The organism is Paenibacillus kribbensis (genome assembly GCF_002240415.1).
Lineage (GTDB): Bacteria > Bacillota > Bacilli > Paenibacillales > Paenibacillaceae > Paenibacillus > Paenibacillus kribbensis.
The window spans coordinates 396,191-414,531 of record NZ_CP020028.1 but is presented as its reverse complement, the minus strand read 5'-3'; the positions used below and the strand labels follow the sequence as shown (position 1 = coordinate 414,531).

The following is an 18,341-nucleotide window of genomic DNA, read 5'->3' as shown; positions in this document are numbered from 1 at the left end:
TTAAACAGGAATAGCTCTAATAATAGCATCTATATATAGCATAAAAAAATAGCGATCCACCTGGATCGCCAAAAAAAGAGTATTGATTCGTCTAATTCATTGTTTTTTAACTTTATTTTCTAATTCGTGAATTTAATAAGTTGCAAAAACCGTTTTAATATCGAGGTCGCTTCTACCCGTGTTGCCTGCTGTTTAGGAGCAAGCAGGTCCGGAGACACGCCTTTGATCAAGCCTTGCTCTGTGGCCTGCGCCATAGCCTCTTGGGCCCAAGGAGAAACCGTAGAAGCATCACTGTACATCTCTTTATACTTCTCACTGGAAGAACCGGCATCCAGAGCTTGAGCATAATGCACAGCCTTTTCGGTAATGACTGCGATCTCCTCGCGCGTAATCACCTTTTCTGGTCCAAATGACTGATTTCCGTAACCACGGATCAGACCTGCTTCCATCGCAGCCCCAATACTACCGGCATACCAGGCATCTTCTTTTACATCTGTAAAATGTTCTGTTAGCTGCTTCTCCTGCATACCGAGCCCACGCACAAGCAATGCCACAAATTCAGCTCTTGTTACAGCCCGATTTGGCTCAAAAATGTCAGGCTGGACACCTTTGACAATCAGCTTGTTTGCCAGCATCTCCACATCTTTTTGCGCCCAATGATTCTCTAGATCCTTAAACTTTTTGTCTGCTGAGACTACAGCATAAATGCTGTTATGATTTGATTTGATGATTGCCTCCGTTTGTCCATTCACATTCCGTATCAACACGGGAACAGATGATAGCACACCTGTCTGAGGATCAAACCATACGGCCGCTACATGCTCAGGATCAACTTCATGATCCAGAATCAATTTCCGTTCCACATAATGCCCGAAAAATTCAGTGATCTCTTGATTTCCGGCCATTAGCTTGAAATCAACCGGGTTTACCACAACACCCGCTAAGCCCGTGTCAGCAATAGCTTGTCTTACTTGTGCACCGTTTTCGCCTGTCAACGATGAAATTTCAACCGTCAGACTATCTTCTGGATATAATGAGACTAATTTGTCGACCAGTTCAGTAGAAAGAGTAAACTGGGCTGCTGCTGTTCGTATGCTAATCGGCAGATTTGTGTTTTCTTTCGCGTATTGTTGTAAAAAGGCGGAAGGTATACTCACTTTTGCAGCTTTATTGTATCCCGAAGCATCAACTACCAGCTCTTTCTGGTCAACATTTGTAACATTCAGCGTTTGACTGGCTTCTCCCTCATTCAAACCGATAAGTTGAATAGCACTGCTCTTATCGGCTACGGTCTTAGCGCCTGTTAATACGACACCAGTCTTAGACTCCGTTTGTGAAGCCGCAGACGAGGTATTTTGATCAGGCATTTCTTTATTCTTGGAACGATGTGGGCGCTCATCTCCCGTACGGAATGTCCATTCCTCTGGAGTATGCATCCCCGCATATGGATTCATCGCCATATCTGTTAGTGCTCCCGAGGTGATTTCTACATAATAAGGTTTCCCTTCTTTCAGTCCACCGGATAATGTAAAGGACGCTATATTCTTTTCTCCTGACGCTGTCCAGTTCGAATTCCCTTGTCCAGATATCCACAGCTCACGAACCACGGCTCCTCCCGAGGCTTCGTGCAGTCTTACATAACCGCGATCCCATCTCACCGGCTCATTGAATTCCATCTCAAAGTACGCTTGTCCTAGACTCACACCACTTAAATAAAGATCTTCCGGTAACTTCGACACCAGCTTCGGTGCCGTCTCATCCGCTGTCACGAAGTTCCAGGTACTCTCATCCCAGATGCCGTTCGATCCCTGGCCTCCACGATCTACAAACATGCCGGAGCTGACTTCTACATAGTACCGGGTATTGTCTGCCAGCGGATGGTCCAGCTTCATCGACACGGACTGACCACTGATTTGTATCGTGCCTCCTGCAACCGTTCCTCCACTCACGTCGATCCGTCCTACCTCCGTTCCATCCCACTGATGCACGGTGAGTTGGCCCGTTCCCAGCCTCATCTCTTCGCTGAAGACCATGGTCAAGCTCGGCGTCAGCCTCTGACCGCTTCCCTGCGGATACAGGTCCGTATAATACGGCTGCATATCTCCCGTGCGGAATGTCCATTCCTGCGGAGTATGAATTCCTGCATATGGATTCATCGCCATATCTGTCAGTGTTCCCGAGGTGATTTCTACATAATAAGGTTTCCCTTCTTCCAGTCCACCCGATAGCACAAATTGTGCTATTTTCTTCTGGCCTGACACCTCATATGTTCCGTTCGAGTCCCCTGCACCAGATATCCGCAGTTCACGAACCACGGCTCCTCCCGAGGCTTCGTGCAGTCTTACATACCCGTGATTCCATCTCACTGACTCGTTGAACTCCATGTTAAAGTACGCTTTCCCTGGACCCACACCACTTAAATAAAGTCCTTCCGGCGACTTCGACACCAGCTTCGGTGCCGTCTCATCCGCTGTCATGAAGTTCCAGGTACTCTCATCCCAGATGCCGTTCGATCCCTGGCCTCCACGATCCACAAACATGCCGGAGCTGACTTCTACATAGTACCGGGTATTGTCTGCCAGCGGATGGTCCAGCTTCATCGACACGGACTGACCGCTGATTTGTACCGTGCCTCCTGCAACCGTTCCTCCACTCACGCCGATCCGTCCTACCTCGGTTCCATCCCACTGATGCACGGTGAGTTGGCCCGTTCCCAGCCTCATCTCTTCGCTGAAGACCATGGTCAAGCTCGGCGTCAGCCTCTGACCGCTTCCCTGCGGATACAGGTTCGTATAATACGGCTGCATATCTCCCGTACGGAATGTCCATTCCTGCGGAGTATGAATTCCTGCATATGGATTCATCGCCATATCTGTCAGTGTTCCCGAGGTGATTTCTACATAATAAGGTTTCCCTTCTTCCAGTCCACCCGATAGCACAAATTGTGCTATTTTCTTCTGGCCTGACACCTCATATGTTCCGTTCGAGTCCCCTGCACCAGATACCCGCAGTTCACGAACCACGGCTCCTCCCGAGGCTTCGTGCAGTCTTACATACCCGCGATCCCATCTCACCGGCTCGTTGAACTCCATGTTAAAGTACGCTTTCCCTGGACCCACACCACTTAAATAAAGTCCTTCCGGCGACTTCGACACCAGCTTCGGTGCCGTCTCTTCTGCTGTCACGAAATTCCACAGACTCTTGTCCCAAACGCTGTTCGACCCCTGGCCTCCACGATCTACAAACATGCCGGAGCTGACTTCTACATAGTACCGGGTATTGTCTGCCAGCGGATGGTCCAGCTTCATCGACACGGACTGACCACTGATTTGTATCGTGCCTCCTGCAACCGTTCCTCCACTCACGTCGATCCGTCCTACCTCCGTTCCATCCCACTGATGCACGGTGAGTTGGCCCGTTCCCAGCCTCATCTCTTCGCTGAAGACCATGGTCAAGCTCGGCGTCAGCCTCTGACCGCTTCCCCGCGGATACAGGTCCGTATAATACGGCTGCATATCTCCCGTGCGGAATGTCCATTCCTGCGGAGTATGAATTCCTGCATATGGATTCATCGCCATATCTGTCAGTGTTCCCGAGGTGATTTCTACATAATAAGGTTTCCCTTCTTCCAGTCCACCCGATAGCACAAATTGTGCTATTTTCTTCTGGCCTGACACCTCATATGTTCCGTTCGAGTCCCCTGCACCAGATATCCGCAGTTCACGAACCACGGCTCCTCCCGAGGCTTCGTGCAGTCTTACATACCCGTGATTCCATCTCACTGACTCGTTGAACTCCATGTTAAAGTACGCTTTCCCTGGACCCACACCACTTAAATAAAGTCCTTCCGGCGACTTCGACACCAGCTTCGGTGCCGTCTCATCCGCTGTCATGAAGTTCCAGGTACTCTCATCCCAGATGCCGTTCGATCCCTGGCCTCCACGATCCACAAACATGCCGGAGCTGACTTCTACATAGTACCGGGTATTGTCTGCCAGCGGATGGTCCAGCTTCATCGACACGGACTGACCGCTGATTTGTACCGTGCCTCCTGCAACCGTTCCTCCACTCACGCCGATCCGTCCTACCTCGGTTCCATCCCACTGATGCACGGTGAGTTGGCCCGTTCCCAGCCTCATCTCTTCGCTGAAGACCATGGTCAAGCTCGGCGTCAGCCTCTGACCGCTTCCCTGCGGATACAGGTTCGTATAATACGGCTGCATATCTCCCGTACGGAATGTCCATTCCTGCGGAGTATGAATTCCTGCATATGGATTCATCGCCATATCTGTCAGTGTTCCCGAGGTGATTTCTACATAATAAGGTTTCCCTTCTTCCAGTCCACCCGATAGCACAAATTGTGCTATTTTCTTCTGGCCTGACACCTCATATGTTCCGTTCGAGTCCCCTGCACCAGATACCCGCAGTTCACGAACCACGGCTCCTCCCGAGGCTTCGTGCAGTCTTACATACCCGCGATCCCATCTCACCGGCTCGTTGAACTCCATGTTAAAGTACGCTTTCCCTGGACCCACACCACTTAAATAAAGTCCTTCCGGCGACTTCGACACCAGCTTCGGTGCCGTCTCTTCTGCTGTCACGAAATTCCACAGACTCTTGTCCCAAACGCTGTTCGACCCCTGGCCTCCACGATCTACAAACATGCCGGAGCTGACTTCTACATAGTACCGGGTATTGTCCGACAACGGATGGTCCAGCTTCATCGACACGGACTGACCACTGATTTGTACCGTGCCTCCTGCAACCGTTCCTCCACTCACGTCGATCCGTCCTACCTCCGTTCCATCCCACTGATGCACGGTGAGTTGGCCCGTTCCCAGCCTCATCTCTTCGCTGAAGACCATGGTCAAGCTCGGCGTCAGCCTCTGACCGCTTCCCCGCGGATACAGGTCCGTATAATACGGCTGCATATCTCCCGTGCGGAATGTCCATTCCTGCGGAGTATGAATTCCTCCATACGGGTTCATCGCCATATCTGTCAGTGTTCCCGAGGTGATTTCTACATAATAAGGTTTCCCTTCTTTCAGTCCACCGGATAGTGTAAAGGACGCTATATTCTTTTCTCCTGACGCTGTCCAGTTCGAATTCCCTTGTCCAGATATCCACAGCTCACGAACCACGGCTCCTCCCGAGGCTTCGTGCAGTCTTACATAACCGCGATCCCATCTCACTGGCTCATTGAATTCCATCTCAAAGTACGCTTGTCCTAGACTCACACCACTTAAATAAAGATCTTCCGGTAACTTCGACACCAGCTTCGGTGCCGTCTCATCCGCTGTCACGAAGTTCCAGGTACTCTCATCCCAGATGCCGTTCGATCCCTGGCCTCCACGATCTACAAACATGCCGGAGCTGACTTCTACATAGTACCGGGTATTGTCCGACAACGGATGGTCCAGCTTCATCGACACGGACTGACCACTGATTTGTATCGTACCTCCTGCAACCGTTCCTCCACTCACGTCGATCCGTCCTACCTCGGTTCCACCCCACTGATGCACGATAAGATGGCCTGCGCCCAGTTCTACATCTTCGCTAAACAACATGGACAGATTTGCGGACAAAGAAACGCCGCTTTCCTGAGGTGAAAGCCAGGTATAGTGAGGAGGCTCTTCCATTTTCGCCTGCATATAGACCGATGAAGCCACACTTAGTGGAGAAACACTCGTGGAGAATCCATCCGACATATCTGCATTTTCTATGATTTCACTGTTAGGACTCTCCGCCGCAAACGTCGCTGTCATATAAGGGTTGGCTAGGTTAAATACCTGTGTTGTCAGTACACTTGCCTTAATTATTCGGTTTACATGATTCTTATTTCTTTTTTTCTTGCTCATATATGTGCTCCTTTTATTTAGGTATGAATGGAACAGTGAAATTCATGGATTTCACTCATGATTTCCATATAATCTTGCTGGCATTTCCATATGAAATCCCCGAAGTACAGCAAAATTTGCTCCCCTCTGATCAGAGGATTCCTGCTGCTCCGAATGGCGTCCATTTTACTGTACAAAAACTCATACCGCATACGATGGCGAGGCAGAACATATATTTTGAAGAAATCATTTTTCAATAATGATGCAAACAATTCGTCAAACTGCCCGAAGGACACGTTCAGCATGTTGGCCTGCTTCAAACTGAGCTTTTGTTTAATGTCGAGCAGAGCGTGGTGAATCTGTTCCATATTTTTTTGAAAGACCTCTTCATCCCTCTGAAGCTTTTCAATGCGTGACTTCAGAAAATGAGGATCATACTCCGGATTGCTGCTGGTTTGCAGCCATGAATCCTCAATCGAACCTTTTAACCGCGCTCGGATTAGCTCTTCCAAGTTCTGAAAAGATGTTCCCTTAATAACAGCACCCTCACGTGTTGTGTTAATAAATTTAGTCTCTCTCGCTATATTGATGTAAAATTCCATTTCCGTTTTCATTTTAATAAAAGAATGATTTGTCACAACCTGTTGGCCATGGACACCCTCAACACGCGGTGAATTGACACTAACCGGAATTCCTTGAGAATTGGTAATCCCCTCAGCATAATATTGCTCATCACGATAAGCTAAATTTTGCCCCACCAGCACAATAGGGTCTGCTTTCATCCGGATCATACACTGGAGTGCAATGACCGCTACAGAAGGAGCATCGTTAATAATCGTCGGTTTATGTCCCTCCGGTGTGCGCAATATGTCCATGGAGAGCTCATCCTGAGAGATGATGATATGCATAAGACGACCTGGATAATCATCGAGTGTGTGTTTGCCGACCGTACTGCCGAAAATGAGTGGAATAGAATCAATTCCCTTGTCGATCACTTTTTGAATTACATTTACGTTGTATTCGTTCGGGTCATAACTGAATGTGCCGTGCGGATAAATGCCATGCTCCACCAGCGTGTTCACTGCCGACCCAACCGTAAACAGGTACGCAAGATTATTCTCACGAATATGACGAAGGTGCTCAATTTCGTCGTTAAGCGAAGGACCAGCAGATATAATCAAGACTGGCTTACCCTCAATATGCTCTGATCCCGTGTGCAGAAAATCTGAACTATGTAAAATAAAAGGGAGATTATGAATACTGTTTAACGCCCATTTTTTTTCGTACACGTTATTGATAGCCATTTTGTCCTTCTTGTTAGAGACCATCCTGTACAATATTTCATTAAACTTCTTCAGTTCCGCAGTAAATAGAGAGCCGTACGGGAGCCACGGAACAACCAGCACTCCAGATACACGGTCAATCAACCTATGCAGTGTACCAAGCGTCCCCCCCGTTATTGCTCCTACCATAACTTCTTCGATCATCTCATCAGCCAGCCAGTCGTTTTCATTCAGGTGCTGCAAAAAAATATTCATCACACCCGTATCCGGCTCGACGATGGAGAAGCTGGTATTTGGGTGTCTACGCAAAAATTCTCGGATATGATACCCTAGTCCTACTCCAAAAAAAATCACGTGCGCTTGGGGTTTAACTTCTTTAAAACCAGAAACAAATAGCTCCGCTTCCCGCCCAGGCTGCACAGGATCATGCAAATAATATGATCGTCCCTCACGAGTCAGCGCTATGCTGAGCTCGTTGGTTTTAGAAGCCAGCAACTCACATCCTTCTCCTGCCTGAAGCAGATGAAGCCGAGGAAAACGGCGGTACAAGGAATTGTCTCTACGATGCTGCGATGCCATTTTTCATTCCTTTCCACCCGATATCTCATAAAACCAACGATATAGGTCAGATGAACCCATATATCCCCTTATAGAGAATAGTATTCTGATTTTATGTAATATCTGCGTCATTATATTTTAAATCAGAAAAAAAATAATCCTAAATCACCCTGATTATGGATTATGTATCGGCTTTTCTATGTATAAACTTTAGGTCTTAAGAACCTATTTATAAATAAAGATTTTGTAACCAACCAAGCATCTGCTCGAACAACAATATATAGACTCAAACGCTGTAGTTCATCTACATGTCGCCCCTTGGAGCACCAAAATTAAAAACCAACAAAATAACGCAATAGTCATTAAGTTTGCTTAAACTATTATTGAATTAGTACCCTCAAATAAATATTACATAATTGTTAATTTATTGGTTTGTTAACCCTTTCAACACATGATACATTGGAATAAAGAACCTCCCCACTGATCGGCATCGATGCGCAGTTCTCTATCGGGCTAAGAAAGGAATGGCTTGTCTTGCAAAAGAGAGAAATTCAAGAGAGTTCTCTATATTCCCTAAAGCTGTATAACTTTTTTCTATATGGAGCTATGGTCATTTTCTCCAGCTTCTTCCCATTGTATTTGCAGGATATCGGCATGGATAAGCTTGAAATCGGGAGCCTGATGGCCATTGGACCTTTTGTATCCGTATTCGCGAACCCTTTTTGGGGATATACAAGCGACCGGAGCCGCAACCTCCGTCGCATACTGCTATTTATGATTATTGGTACATTATTATTGCTGCAAGCTTTATTTCATGTCCATACGTATGTCATGATTTATGTATCGATGATTGGTTTTTATTTTTTCCAAAGCCCTTTATTCGCCCAAAGCAACAGTCTTATTCTCAGCTACATTGAGGGCACAGACCGAAAATTCGGCTCGTTTCGCATATGGGGCTCCTTCGGCTGGGCTGTGACTGCGGCAGTTGCGGGCATGCTCGTTGACCAGATGGGAATATCCAGCATATCCAGCATCTTTACGGTACTGCTACTGGCTGCACTGATCTGCACCTTGACGATCCCGCCACTGAAAAGCACTGTGGAGACAGCAGCCATTCATTTGCGTGGCTTTGGCAGCATTTTGATGAACGGTTACTTTATATCCTTTATTTTATTGGGGATCCTTGTCTCCATCCCGAATTCGATCAACAGTGCCTTTATGTCCTTGTACATCACCGAGCTGGGCGGGTCCAAACTGATGCTTGGCTTTGCCGTCTTTATGTCATCGGTATTCGAAGTTATTGTCTTTTTGCTATTTGATCGCTTCTTGAAGAAAAAAATGACCGTAATGGTTGGCTGTCTGGCCCTCGTCAGCTTGCTGTTTGCCTTACGATGGGAACTGATGGCCCTGGCCACAGACCCGATTCAGATCGTATTCATTCAGACACTTCACTGCATCACCTTCGGTGGATATTTTTATGTAGGTACTCAGCTAACCGTCCTGTTCACTCCTACTGCTTACCGTTCATCCGGGCAGGCTGTATATACCTTGACCTGGAGCGGCATTTCCGGCATCGTCGCAGGCTTTGCGGGAGGCTGGCTGTTCCAGAACTTCGGTGGGGAAATGATGTACAATGTAGGGGTCTTCTTCGCCCTGCTTGGCTCTGTGGGTTTCGCCATCATGTGGTATATGCTGCACAAGAACGGCTACCAGCCCTGTCACGCGGACGAGCATAAACGACTAAAAGAGTCCCTTTAGCAACACCAGTGGAATACGGTATATCTATCGTCAACAAGCATTTATCAAGAGCAAGTACACATAAAATAAAGGAGTCTGCCTACGGGCAGACTCCTTTATTAACTTGGTCGGGCAAAACTACCTTTTGTTCCACCCTTTCCAACCACCTATTGCTTAGGCAATTGGAAAGAGCTTTTCAGCGATACAACACGGTTAAATACAGGCTCGCCCGGCTTGGACAGCTTCGGATCGACACTGAAATAACCATGACGGAAAAATTGGAACTTGTCCTGCGCTTGAGCCTCTTTCATGTTTGGCTCCACGTAGCCGTGAGCAATTTCCAAAGATTTCGGATTCAATTGATCAAGGAATGTTTTCTCCGATCCGTCCTCTTCCATTGCCTCTGGCTCCTCTGCATTAATCAAAGGCTCGTACAAGCGGAATTCCGCCGGAACTGCCTGAGTAGCCTCTACCCAGTGGATCGTGCCCTTCACTTTACGTCCAGTAAAGCCTGATCCACTCTTCGTTTCTACATCATAAGTACAGTGAATTTCCGTTACATTTCCGTCCGCATCCTTAATCACATCGTTGCATTTAATGAAATAAGCATGTTTGAGACGTACTTCATTACCAGGGAACAGACGGAAGTATTTGCTCGGCGGATTTTCCATAAAGTCCTCACGCTCAATATAAATTTCACGAGAGAACGGAATTTGGCGTGTGCCAAGCTCCGGATTTTCTGTGTTGTTTTCCGCCTCCAACATTTCAACCTGTCCCTCAGGATAGTTGGTAATAACCACCTTCAACGGATCAATGACTGCCATGGTACGAGGTGCCTTGAGCTTCAAATCCTCACGTGCAAAATGCTCCAGCACCTGCAAATCGATGACTCCGTAGGCTTTGGAAATGCCTGTCTCGTAAACGAAATTGCGGATGGCCTCCGGCGTATAGCCGCGACGACGCAAGCCTGAAATCGTCGGCATACGTGGATCATCCCAGCCATCTACATGCTTCTCATCTACCAGAAGCTTCAGTTTGCGTTTGCTGGTTACCGTTTGGGCCAAATTCAGCCGTCCAAATTCGTATTGATGAGGCACCTTTTCCATCTCACATTCAGCCACAACCCAGTCGTACAATGGCCGTTGATCCTCAAACTCCAGCGAACAGAGCGAGTGGGTCACGCCCTCAATCGCATCCTCCAGCGGATGCGCATAGGAATACATCGGGTAGATGCACCATGTGTCACCTGTATTGTGATGTGCTGTATGTGAAATACGATAAATAACCGGATCACGCAAATTGATGTTTGGCGAGGTCATATCAATCTTGGCGCGCAGCACCTTTTCACCATTCTGATATTTACCTGCACGCATCTCTTCAAACAGCTTGAGATTCTCTTCCACACTGCGATCGCGATAAGGGCTGTTTTGTCCGGGTTCAGTCAGTGTACCGCGAGTTTCGCGGATTTGGTCGGCGCTTTGGTCATCCACATAGGCTTTCCCCTTTTGGATCAGCAGAATGGCGCGTTTGTACATTTCTTCAAAATAATTGGAAGCATAATGTTTTTCTTCCCATTCATAACCAAGCCACTTCACATCCTCCTGAATGGAGTTCACGTATTCCGTGTCTTCCTTCGCCGGATTGGTATCGTCGAAGCGCAGGTTCGTGCGTCCTCCGAATTCATCTCCCAGTGAGAAATTGATCCAGATGGCTTTGGCATGCCCAATGTGCAAATATCCGTTTGGTTCAGGCGGAAAGCGTGTAACAACCTCCTTTACCTTACCCGTTCGTAGGTCCTCTTCAATGACACTTTTAATAAAATTGGGGGGAGTGATCGGCTTCTCCACGCTAATCAACCTTTCTTCCGTATAATCTGTGTAAAACCTGTTCCCTTAAATATACCCTTTCACAACACATAACTCAATAAAATGAAAATCCATATACTCTCTACAGCAAAAAAAGGTGCAAGTTATGAAAAAGAGTTAACATTTTCGGTTAATAAATTCGTTATATTGTATATATCTTTTAATTTGTCCGGAAAAGGAGACCCACCCGTGTTAAAGCTGCTTATCGTAATCCTGCTGTCTATGCTGTTGTCCTCTTCCGTGATGACACCTGCACATCCTTCATCAAGCCCGATGACCCGTCCTGTGCAATCTCGTCCGTTAGCTGTCGCTCCGGAAGACTCATCCGTGAATTTATACGCTGTGAATCCGTCACAAGGACTTTTCCATTCAGCCGTGCTGGAAATCGGTCCGCAACGCCACACATTTGGATGGTCAGGTTCGGCAGATATCTCCACCGCACCACAGTTATATTACAAGGATGTTAACGGGGATGGTGTCCGTGAAGCCGTCGTAATCATTACACGTGCCTCGGGAACAGGGATCGAATTGCAGGAACTGCATATTGTTAACGCACAGACGATGGAGGAGTACGTGGTCGAATCAGCGGCAGAAGCCGTGTCCCGTCGCGTACAGAGCGTCGTGGAGCTGCGTGACCACAACCAGCAGGTGCATATCGCTGTCACGATTGACGGTGCCACCACATACAAGATGAATCCAAAAACGTCAGCGTTTTACGATGATCCTTCCCAATTTACGAAGCAGCTTGATTTCAGCTCTGTCGTGATGTACGATGCCGAACAGTCCTCTCTAAGAGCCGTCGTATCGGGCAGTGTATCGCCTACCGAATTTGTAGGTGATTTGAAGCTGAAGTATGTATACGAGCATGGGCGGTTCCAGGTGGGACCTATAGAATTTGAAGCTTCCTCTCCATTTTGACGACTTTCGCAGAATAAGGTAGCATGAGATTACATGCTAGACTGGCTGGTTTAGCGATTTTCCGAGTGAAAGAGGGGATCAATCATGTTTACATACGCATTGGACGAACGCACAGTCCTTCGGCCGCTCACCAAGGAGCATGTGCAGCCTCTGTTTGAGCTGATCGAAATGTCCCGTGACCGCTTGCGTCAATGGCTTCCATGGGTAGACTCTACCACGGAAATCAGCCACACTGAGCAGTTCGTACAGAGCGCCCTGAAACAAGCCGCAGAGAATGGCAGCCTGACCGCCGGCATCTGGATGGACAACGAGCTTGCTGGCATTATCAGCTACCATGGGATGAATTGGACTCACCGTTCGGTCAGCATTGGATACTGGCTTGGACACGGTTACGAAGGACAAGGCCTCATGACCAGCGCCTGCCGCGTATTCGTCGAATATGCATTGATGGAGCTGGATTTGCACCGGGTCGAAATCCGCTGCGCAACCACGAACCGCCGCAGTCGCGGTATTCCGGAACGTCTGGGCTTTGTGCTCGAAGGCATTGTACGTGAAGCAGAATTGCTGCCTGACGGCTACATGAACCACGCTGTGTACGGTATGCTCCAAAAGGAATGGAAACAGCTTCGATAACATTCCACCATACAAACAGCGCCGCAGTCTATAGAGTCTGCGGCGCTGTTTATTATGAGCAGGACATGAAAAACAAATGTTGCTGCTCGCGGCCTCCGGCCTATTTTAAGAAATAAGCCATTAACACATCATCCACAAATTGGCCTGCGATGTAAAACTCCTCATGCAGACGCCCTTCGATCGCGAAACCGCATTTTTCATAGAACATAAGGGCTTCCGTGTTACAGGAGAGTACCCGCAAACTTAATTTGCGTATGCCCTCAGCGGCAGCAATGTCCTTCATGGAGTTCATAAGCGCCGTTCCAATACCTTTACGATGATAATCGGGATGTACGGCTATATTGATTTCCAGCACATGGCGATTACTAGCCAACAGTGTTGGAGAACGAAATCCGACATACCCGCAGAGCACCCCCTGCTCAATGGCGACCAGTTGGGAACCCGGAGGCGAATTGCGTAAAAACTCCCCGCGCGACTTCCATGACAGTGAAGCAGGGGCCGTTCGTTCATTCCATACTAATTCATCCAGGGCAATCAGATCAGGAGCATCCTTCATCTCCGAATGACGTATCGTCAGGGGTTGACTTGTAAACAATTCCTTTCAATCCTTCCTGTGAAGGCTTTCATGAAGCAATAACTGTAGCTATCCGTCACTTATTGTACCATAATCACGGCTCATTACTGAACTTTTATTGGGACTTAAGAACTGGGAGTATCCACCTTGGTAGCGGCTTCGAAAACATCCAAATCATGCCGGGAACGGTTCAACCAGCTATGCAGGACAAAAAACAAAATCGACAACACCGCTACGCCTATGGCCAGCCAAAGTGCGGGCGGTAAACCACCGAAATCATACAGCCTTCCCATAATATAAGGCCCCAGTACCCGTCCGGCTGCGCCAATGCCCCCCACAAGTCCGATGTAAAAGGGCGCTCCTCGGCCTCCGTGATCAGACAGAAATGCCGGAACTGCAGGTGCAATCAGCATTTCTCCCAGTGTAGCCAGGACCATAGCGAATATCATCCCCGCATAGTTCTGCGTACCCAACATGATAATATAAGCCACCAGGTAAAATCCTCCGGCCCATGTCATTTGGGCTGAAGCATGCCGGGCATACAGACGTTTTATCCAGAAAATAATCGGCTGTGCAGCAAAAATAAGAATACCATTCAACGTCCACAAAAGCCCGTACATCGTTTTAGGCAAGCCCTGCTCGATAATAAATGGAGATACTCCCGTATTCCAGATGGAATTGCCAAACCATAAAAAAAGCGACCCCAGGCCAACAAACAGATACAGTCTGGTATCACGAAAAAGCAGCCCCGCCGATGATTCCTCTCTTTTCCTCACTGACTTGCTGAGATGAACTTCCCCCTCTTCCCGATCCACCCTGCTAAGATAGGACCAGAAAAATCCGGCAAATACCGCCGAGGTTACCCCGTTCATCACAAAGCTGAGCTGATAGGAAAGATCCGCCAGAACGCCGCTCAATCCCGTCCCTAAGGCCACTCCGATATTATTGGCGACATAAATAATATTAAACAGCTCACCCCGACGGTCAGCGAAACGAAAACCTACAAAGGCCTGAATGGCAGGCACAGATACCACATTAAAAAAGCCGATAAAGCCCATCATGATGACAAACGCAACCCAATGCCCACTGGTAAATGGAAGCGTGAGGAGTCCCAGCGCGTTCATAGCCAGTGAACCGACGATCAGTTTCTTGGCTCCAATACGGTGATACAGGGCTCCTCCCAGCACCTGACCAAAAATTCCACCCAGGGACTGCACTAAAATCGCAATCCCCGCATCTCCCATGCTGCGGTTCAGCTCGTCAAACACGTACATGCTGACCAGCGGCCACATCAGGGAGCTTCCGGCGGAATTAATCAGGCTGGCGACGAGAAATACTTTTACTTCTCTCGGATAAGATTCCAACCATTTCATATCTTTTATTTCTCCTTTAACATCTGACGCCATAAAAGGCATAAGCTCATTGACGCTTCACATTCACCACCGTTGAAAAGAAAGTTGCCCCCTGTCCCATATCTGACAATCGATCAGAGGTTAATGCATTGGCACGCTGTCTGTGCCCCTTGCCTTTCCACCATAGCCCTTGGCTAATCACTGTACCGGGCAGCATCAGATCGGTAACTTTGGCTTTCAGCTCATACGTTCCCCGATCATTCCATACGGTAACCAGATCCCCATCCACGATGTCTCTGGTCTGAGCATCCTCCGGGTGAATCTGCAGCAAAGGCTCCCGCTCCAATCGCTGATGCTTGGGCAAATTGGCGAAGGTGGAATTGAGAAAATTATGATTTGGCGGCGAAACAAACATCAGTGGAAACCGCTCATCCGCTAGCGGTCGCTGCTCTCCGTCATAGCCTTCGATCAGCGGCACATACGTAGGCATCGCGGGCAGACCCATTTGCTTCATCCGTTCCGAATACAGCTCAATCTTGCCCGAGGGCGTAGTTAGACGATCCAGATAAGCAGCTTTGGGCGACATATCCAGCTTTACAAAAGGCGACTCTTTTAAAGCTTCTAAAGTAACACCATTAAGATAAGGATTCGTTGGGTTATCCAGCGCGCCCACGATCATGTCTTCCTCACTTTCCGTAAATGCAGCTTCATCAAAGCCCATGGCTCGTCCGAGCAGACTAAACAGCTCATAGTTGCTTTTACTTTCTCCGAGCGGAGCAATGACTGGCCTCTGCATCTGGACATAGTGATGCCAGTAGGATTTGTACAGGTCTGTACCTTCAAAAGAAGACGCCGCAGGCAGCACAATATCCGCATAGCGGGCCGTATCGGTCAGGAACAGGTCATGCACGACCGTGAATAGATCCTCCCGTTCAAACCCCTGTGTCACCCGTTCCGTATTCGGTGCTACGACCACCGGATTGCTGCAATATACAAACAGCGCCTTGATTGGCGCATCCTTTTGCAGCAATGCTTCTCCGATCCGGTTCATGTTGATCACCCGGGCATCCGGGTTCCGGCGCAGATCCGGACGCTCCAGATTGGCGCTGTTAAATTTGGCATAAGCGCCATTGGAGCGCGATGCGCCTCCTCCGTGCTTCAGCCATTGTCCGGTGAGCGCGGGCAGGCATGTTACCGCGCGTACATTCATGCCGCCGTTATCATGATGCTGGAGCCCGTTGCCGATATTGATATATGCCGCTCGCGCCTGCCCGTACATCTCCGCCAGGCGAATGATATCCGCTACAGGTACACCCGTGATACGCGCAACCCGCTCCGGGGTGTACGCCTTAACATGCTCGCGTAGTTCCTCATGGCCTACCGTGTAGCGGCGTAAAAATTCATCGTCCGTTAGCCCTTGCTCGAACAGCACGTTCATTATTCCCAACGCGAGCGCCGTATCCGTTCCCGGGTATAAAGGAATGAACCAATCCGCCCATTGCGCCGTCCGGTTACGGTGAACATCAATAACAACCACCTTGGCGCCTTTTTTACGCGCCTTCTCGGCCAATACTACCTGATGCATGTTCGTGCTGATGACATTTCCACCCCATACAATAATCAGGTCTGCATCCTCTGTGTCCTCCGGGCTGGTGCCCCCTTTAAAACCCATGACAGATGCCCAGCCTTCATTCCCGGCTACGCTGCAAATCGTCTGATCCAGCTGGCTAGAGCCCAGCGCATTGAAAAAACGGCGATCCATTCCGTCCACACTCAATACGCCCATATTGCCATAAAAGCTGTAGGGGAGTATGGATTCCGGGCCGTCCGTACGAATCAGCTCCTTGAACCGACCCGTAATGGTATCGACTGCCTCTTCCCAGCTAATTCGTTCAAATTTCCCTGCTCCTTTGGGGCCTACACGCTTCAGCGGATAGAGCACACGCTCAGGGTCATATACCCGCTCCGTCATATTGCGAACTTTATTACAAATAGCCCCTTTTGTTATAGGATGATCCGGGTTGCCAGTTACCTTGACAATTTTTCCATTTTCCTTGTGAAGCAGGAGCCCGCACGTATCTGGGCAATCTAGCGGACACACAGCCGGAAAAATACCATCGGCCTGCTCCGTCATCTGCTGCCCCCTTTGTAAGTCTAGTTGAAGCGTAGCCTCAGAAGGCGCGCTGTTGCGATAGTCCATGATGTTGATGCTCCTTTCCGTTACCGTTTCCAAAAATTACACTGTACTTATCATATCTACAGCTATGAGCTATGGCAAGAGAAGGATTTTGCCAAGCAGCTTCCGACCGAAAGAGCCAAAAAATCCGCCTGCTGCATAGAGCAAAACGGATTTTCGAAAAAATCACAATTATTTTTTATAGCCTGTTTCATCATTGCTTACCAAGGGTAAAAGAGATCAAGGCATTATGGACGAGAGCACACTCATCCTCCATGCCAAATCATGGACCACTCCCAAACAAATCCGCCATGACAGGTTTCGTTCCCCCGGACCTGTCATGGCGGATTTGTTTTGTTCGATTCTGTCAACAGTAACTAATCAAGCGCGATCACTCAACGGATTGGGAGCAACCGAAGAAGTAGTCTGAGTTCCGCTCACTGGATGTGCATCGGAATGCGGCTTTTTCAAATAGGCTAACCAGTAAGCCCCAGCCACAAACAGGCTTCCTCCAACCAAATTCCCCAGCCAGACCGGAATAAAATTCATGATATAATCTGCCCATGAAAAATGGCCTGCAAAGATAGCCGCCGGAATGAGAAACATATTGGCCACAACGTGCTGAAAGCCGATAGCAACAAAGGCCATGGTAGGGAACCAAATCCCCATAATTTTTCCACCTATTGAATCCGTGCTATATGCCAGCCATACAGCCAGCGCTACCAGCCAGTTACATCCGATACCAGATATAAACGATTGCAAAAAGCTATCATGCAGCTTATGACCTGCCATATCCACTACTTTGTCCAAATAAGGGCCCGCTTCTGTCAGACCCAGCACATGGCCGAAGAAAAATGCAACAAATAACGCACCGACAAAATTACTGAGCGTAATAATGACCAGATTACGAAGCATGGCGCCAGTCTTAATCCGTCCTGCCCATCTCGCCAAAGGGACAGCCATCATATTGCCGGTCAGCAATTCTCCGCCGGCGATCAATACTAATACCAGTCCTACAGGGAACACAGCGGCTCCTATAAAGGTAGCAATACTCCCCCATTCCTTAGGTGCGCTTGCAATAACACGTATATCCAGCAAAAACCCGAGTGCAATGAATGCGCCTGCCAAAAATCCCAATACCACTGACACAGTCCACGGGTTGTTCGCTTTGGCTACTCCTGTTTCCACCGTCTTTTCGGCAATTTGCCCCGGTTTATAGCTTGCCATATGTTCCCGCTCCTTTAACATCTTTTTACTCTTATATTCTTCTTTTCATATTTTATTTAAAATCAGTGATTAAGTTTGTGAAAAAAATCACTTTTGTGGTTATTAAAAAAAACAGCCCTTGGATCAAGGACTGTTTTTCGTGTATTAATGCGTCTACCGCGCCACTAAGCACTTATAATTA

10 protein-coding genes are annotated in these 18,341 nt (G+C 48.3%); 3 read left to right on the top strand and 7 right to left on the bottom strand.

Translation table 11 applies throughout. From position 1 onward, the window contains the following. Window positions 1–119: 119 nt before the first annotated feature. Both B4V02_RS01820 and B4V02_RS01815 read right to left on the bottom strand, forming a co-directional pair. A complete protein-coding gene (locus B4V02_RS01820; protein ID WP_094153563.1) occupies window positions 120–5,858 on the bottom strand; it encodes an Ig-like domain-containing protein in 5,739 nt (1,912 codons plus the stop codon). A 17-nt stretch (window positions 5,859–5,875) separates the two neighbouring features. After that, window positions 5,876–7,699, bottom strand: coding sequence for a motility associated factor glycosyltransferase family protein (locus tag B4V02_RS01815; protein WP_094153562.1), 1,824 nt, complete (start codon window positions 7,697–7,699; stop codon window positions 5,876–5,878). Window positions 7,700–8,212: 513 nt separating this feature from the next. Between B4V02_RS01815 and B4V02_RS01810 the strand changes: the two genes are divergently transcribed. Continuing rightward, the gene (locus B4V02_RS01810) at window positions 8,213–9,436 is read left to right on the top strand and encodes an MFS transporter (protein WP_043891366.1); all 1,224 of its coding nucleotides are present in this window, start codon (window positions 8,213–8,215) and stop codon (window positions 9,434–9,436) included. Window positions 9,437–9,582: 146 nt separating this feature from the next. Here the strand turns inward: B4V02_RS01810 and B4V02_RS01805 are convergent, their stop codons facing one another. Then, entirely contained in the window at window positions 9,583–11,262 is a 1,680-nt protein-coding gene (locus tag B4V02_RS01805) for a glutamine--tRNA ligase/YqeY domain fusion protein (RefSeq protein ID WP_007432788.1), read from the bottom strand. A 207-nt stretch (window positions 11,263–11,469) separates the two neighbouring features. Here B4V02_RS01805 and B4V02_RS01800 point away from each other — a divergent pair, with 207 nt between their 5' ends. Together B4V02_RS01800 and B4V02_RS01795 are read left to right on the top strand one after the other, a co-directional pair. After that, a complete protein-coding gene (locus B4V02_RS01800; protein WP_094153561.1) occupies window positions 11,470–12,198 on the top strand; it encodes a copper amine oxidase in 729 nt (242 codons plus the stop codon). 84 nt (window positions 12,199–12,282) lie between these two features. Next, the gene (locus tag B4V02_RS01795; RefSeq protein WP_007432790.1) at window positions 12,283–12,831 is read left to right on the top strand and encodes a GNAT family N-acetyltransferase; all 549 of its coding nucleotides are present in this window, start codon (window positions 12,283–12,285) and stop codon (window positions 12,829–12,831) included. Window positions 12,832–12,931: 100 nt separating this feature from the next. Here the strand turns inward: B4V02_RS01795 and B4V02_RS01790 are convergent, their stop codons facing one another. From B4V02_RS01790 to B4V02_RS01775, 4 genes are all read right to left on the bottom strand, one after another. Next, window positions 12,932–13,426, bottom strand: a complete 495-nt coding sequence (locus B4V02_RS01790; protein WP_007432791.1) for a GNAT family N-acetyltransferase — start codon at window positions 13,424–13,426, stop codon at window positions 12,932–12,934. A gap of 104 nt (window positions 13,427–13,530) precedes the next feature. Next, the gene (locus tag B4V02_RS01785) at window positions 13,531–14,778 is read right to left on the bottom strand and encodes an MFS transporter (RefSeq protein ID WP_094153560.1); all 1,248 of its coding nucleotides are present in this window, start codon (window positions 14,776–14,778) and stop codon (window positions 13,531–13,533) included. 46 nt (window positions 14,779–14,824) lie between these two features. Further along, the gene (locus tag B4V02_RS01780) at window positions 14,825–16,957 is read right to left on the bottom strand and encodes a molybdopterin-containing oxidoreductase family protein (protein ID WP_094153559.1); all 2,133 of its coding nucleotides are present in this window, start codon (window positions 16,955–16,957) and stop codon (window positions 14,825–14,827) included. A 357-nt stretch (window positions 16,958–17,314) separates the two neighbouring features. Further along, window positions 17,315–18,160, bottom strand: a complete 846-nt coding sequence (locus tag B4V02_RS01775) for a formate/nitrite transporter family protein (protein ID WP_094153558.1) — start codon at window positions 18,158–18,160, stop codon at window positions 17,315–17,317. Window positions 18,161–18,341: the final 181 nt, after the last annotated feature.

What these genes read in the sequence shown, in the direction of transcription:
- B4V02_RS01820 (WP_094153563.1), bottom strand. Translation starts at nt 5,858, where the DNA reads ATGAGCAAGAAAAAAAGAAATAAGAATCATGTAAACCGAATAATTAAG.
- B4V02_RS01815 (WP_094153562.1), bottom strand. Translation starts at nt 7,699, where the DNA reads ATGGCATCGCAGCATCGTAGAGACAATTCCTTGTACCGCCGTTTTCCT.
- B4V02_RS01795 (WP_007432790.1), top strand. Translation starts at nt 12,283, where the DNA reads ATGTTTACATACGCATTGGACGAACGCACAGTCCTTCGGCCGCTCACC.
- B4V02_RS01785 (WP_094153560.1), bottom strand. Translation starts at nt 14,778, where the DNA reads ATGAAATGGTTGGAATCTTATCCGAGAGAAGTAAAAGTATTTCTCGTC.
- B4V02_RS01780 (WP_094153559.1), bottom strand. Translation starts at nt 16,957, where the DNA reads ATGGACTATCGCAACAGCGCGCCTTCTGAGGCTACGCTTCAACTAGAC.
- B4V02_RS01775 (WP_094153558.1), bottom strand. Translation starts at nt 18,160, where the DNA reads ATGGCAAGCTATAAACCGGGGCAAATTGCCGAAAAGACGGTGGAAACA.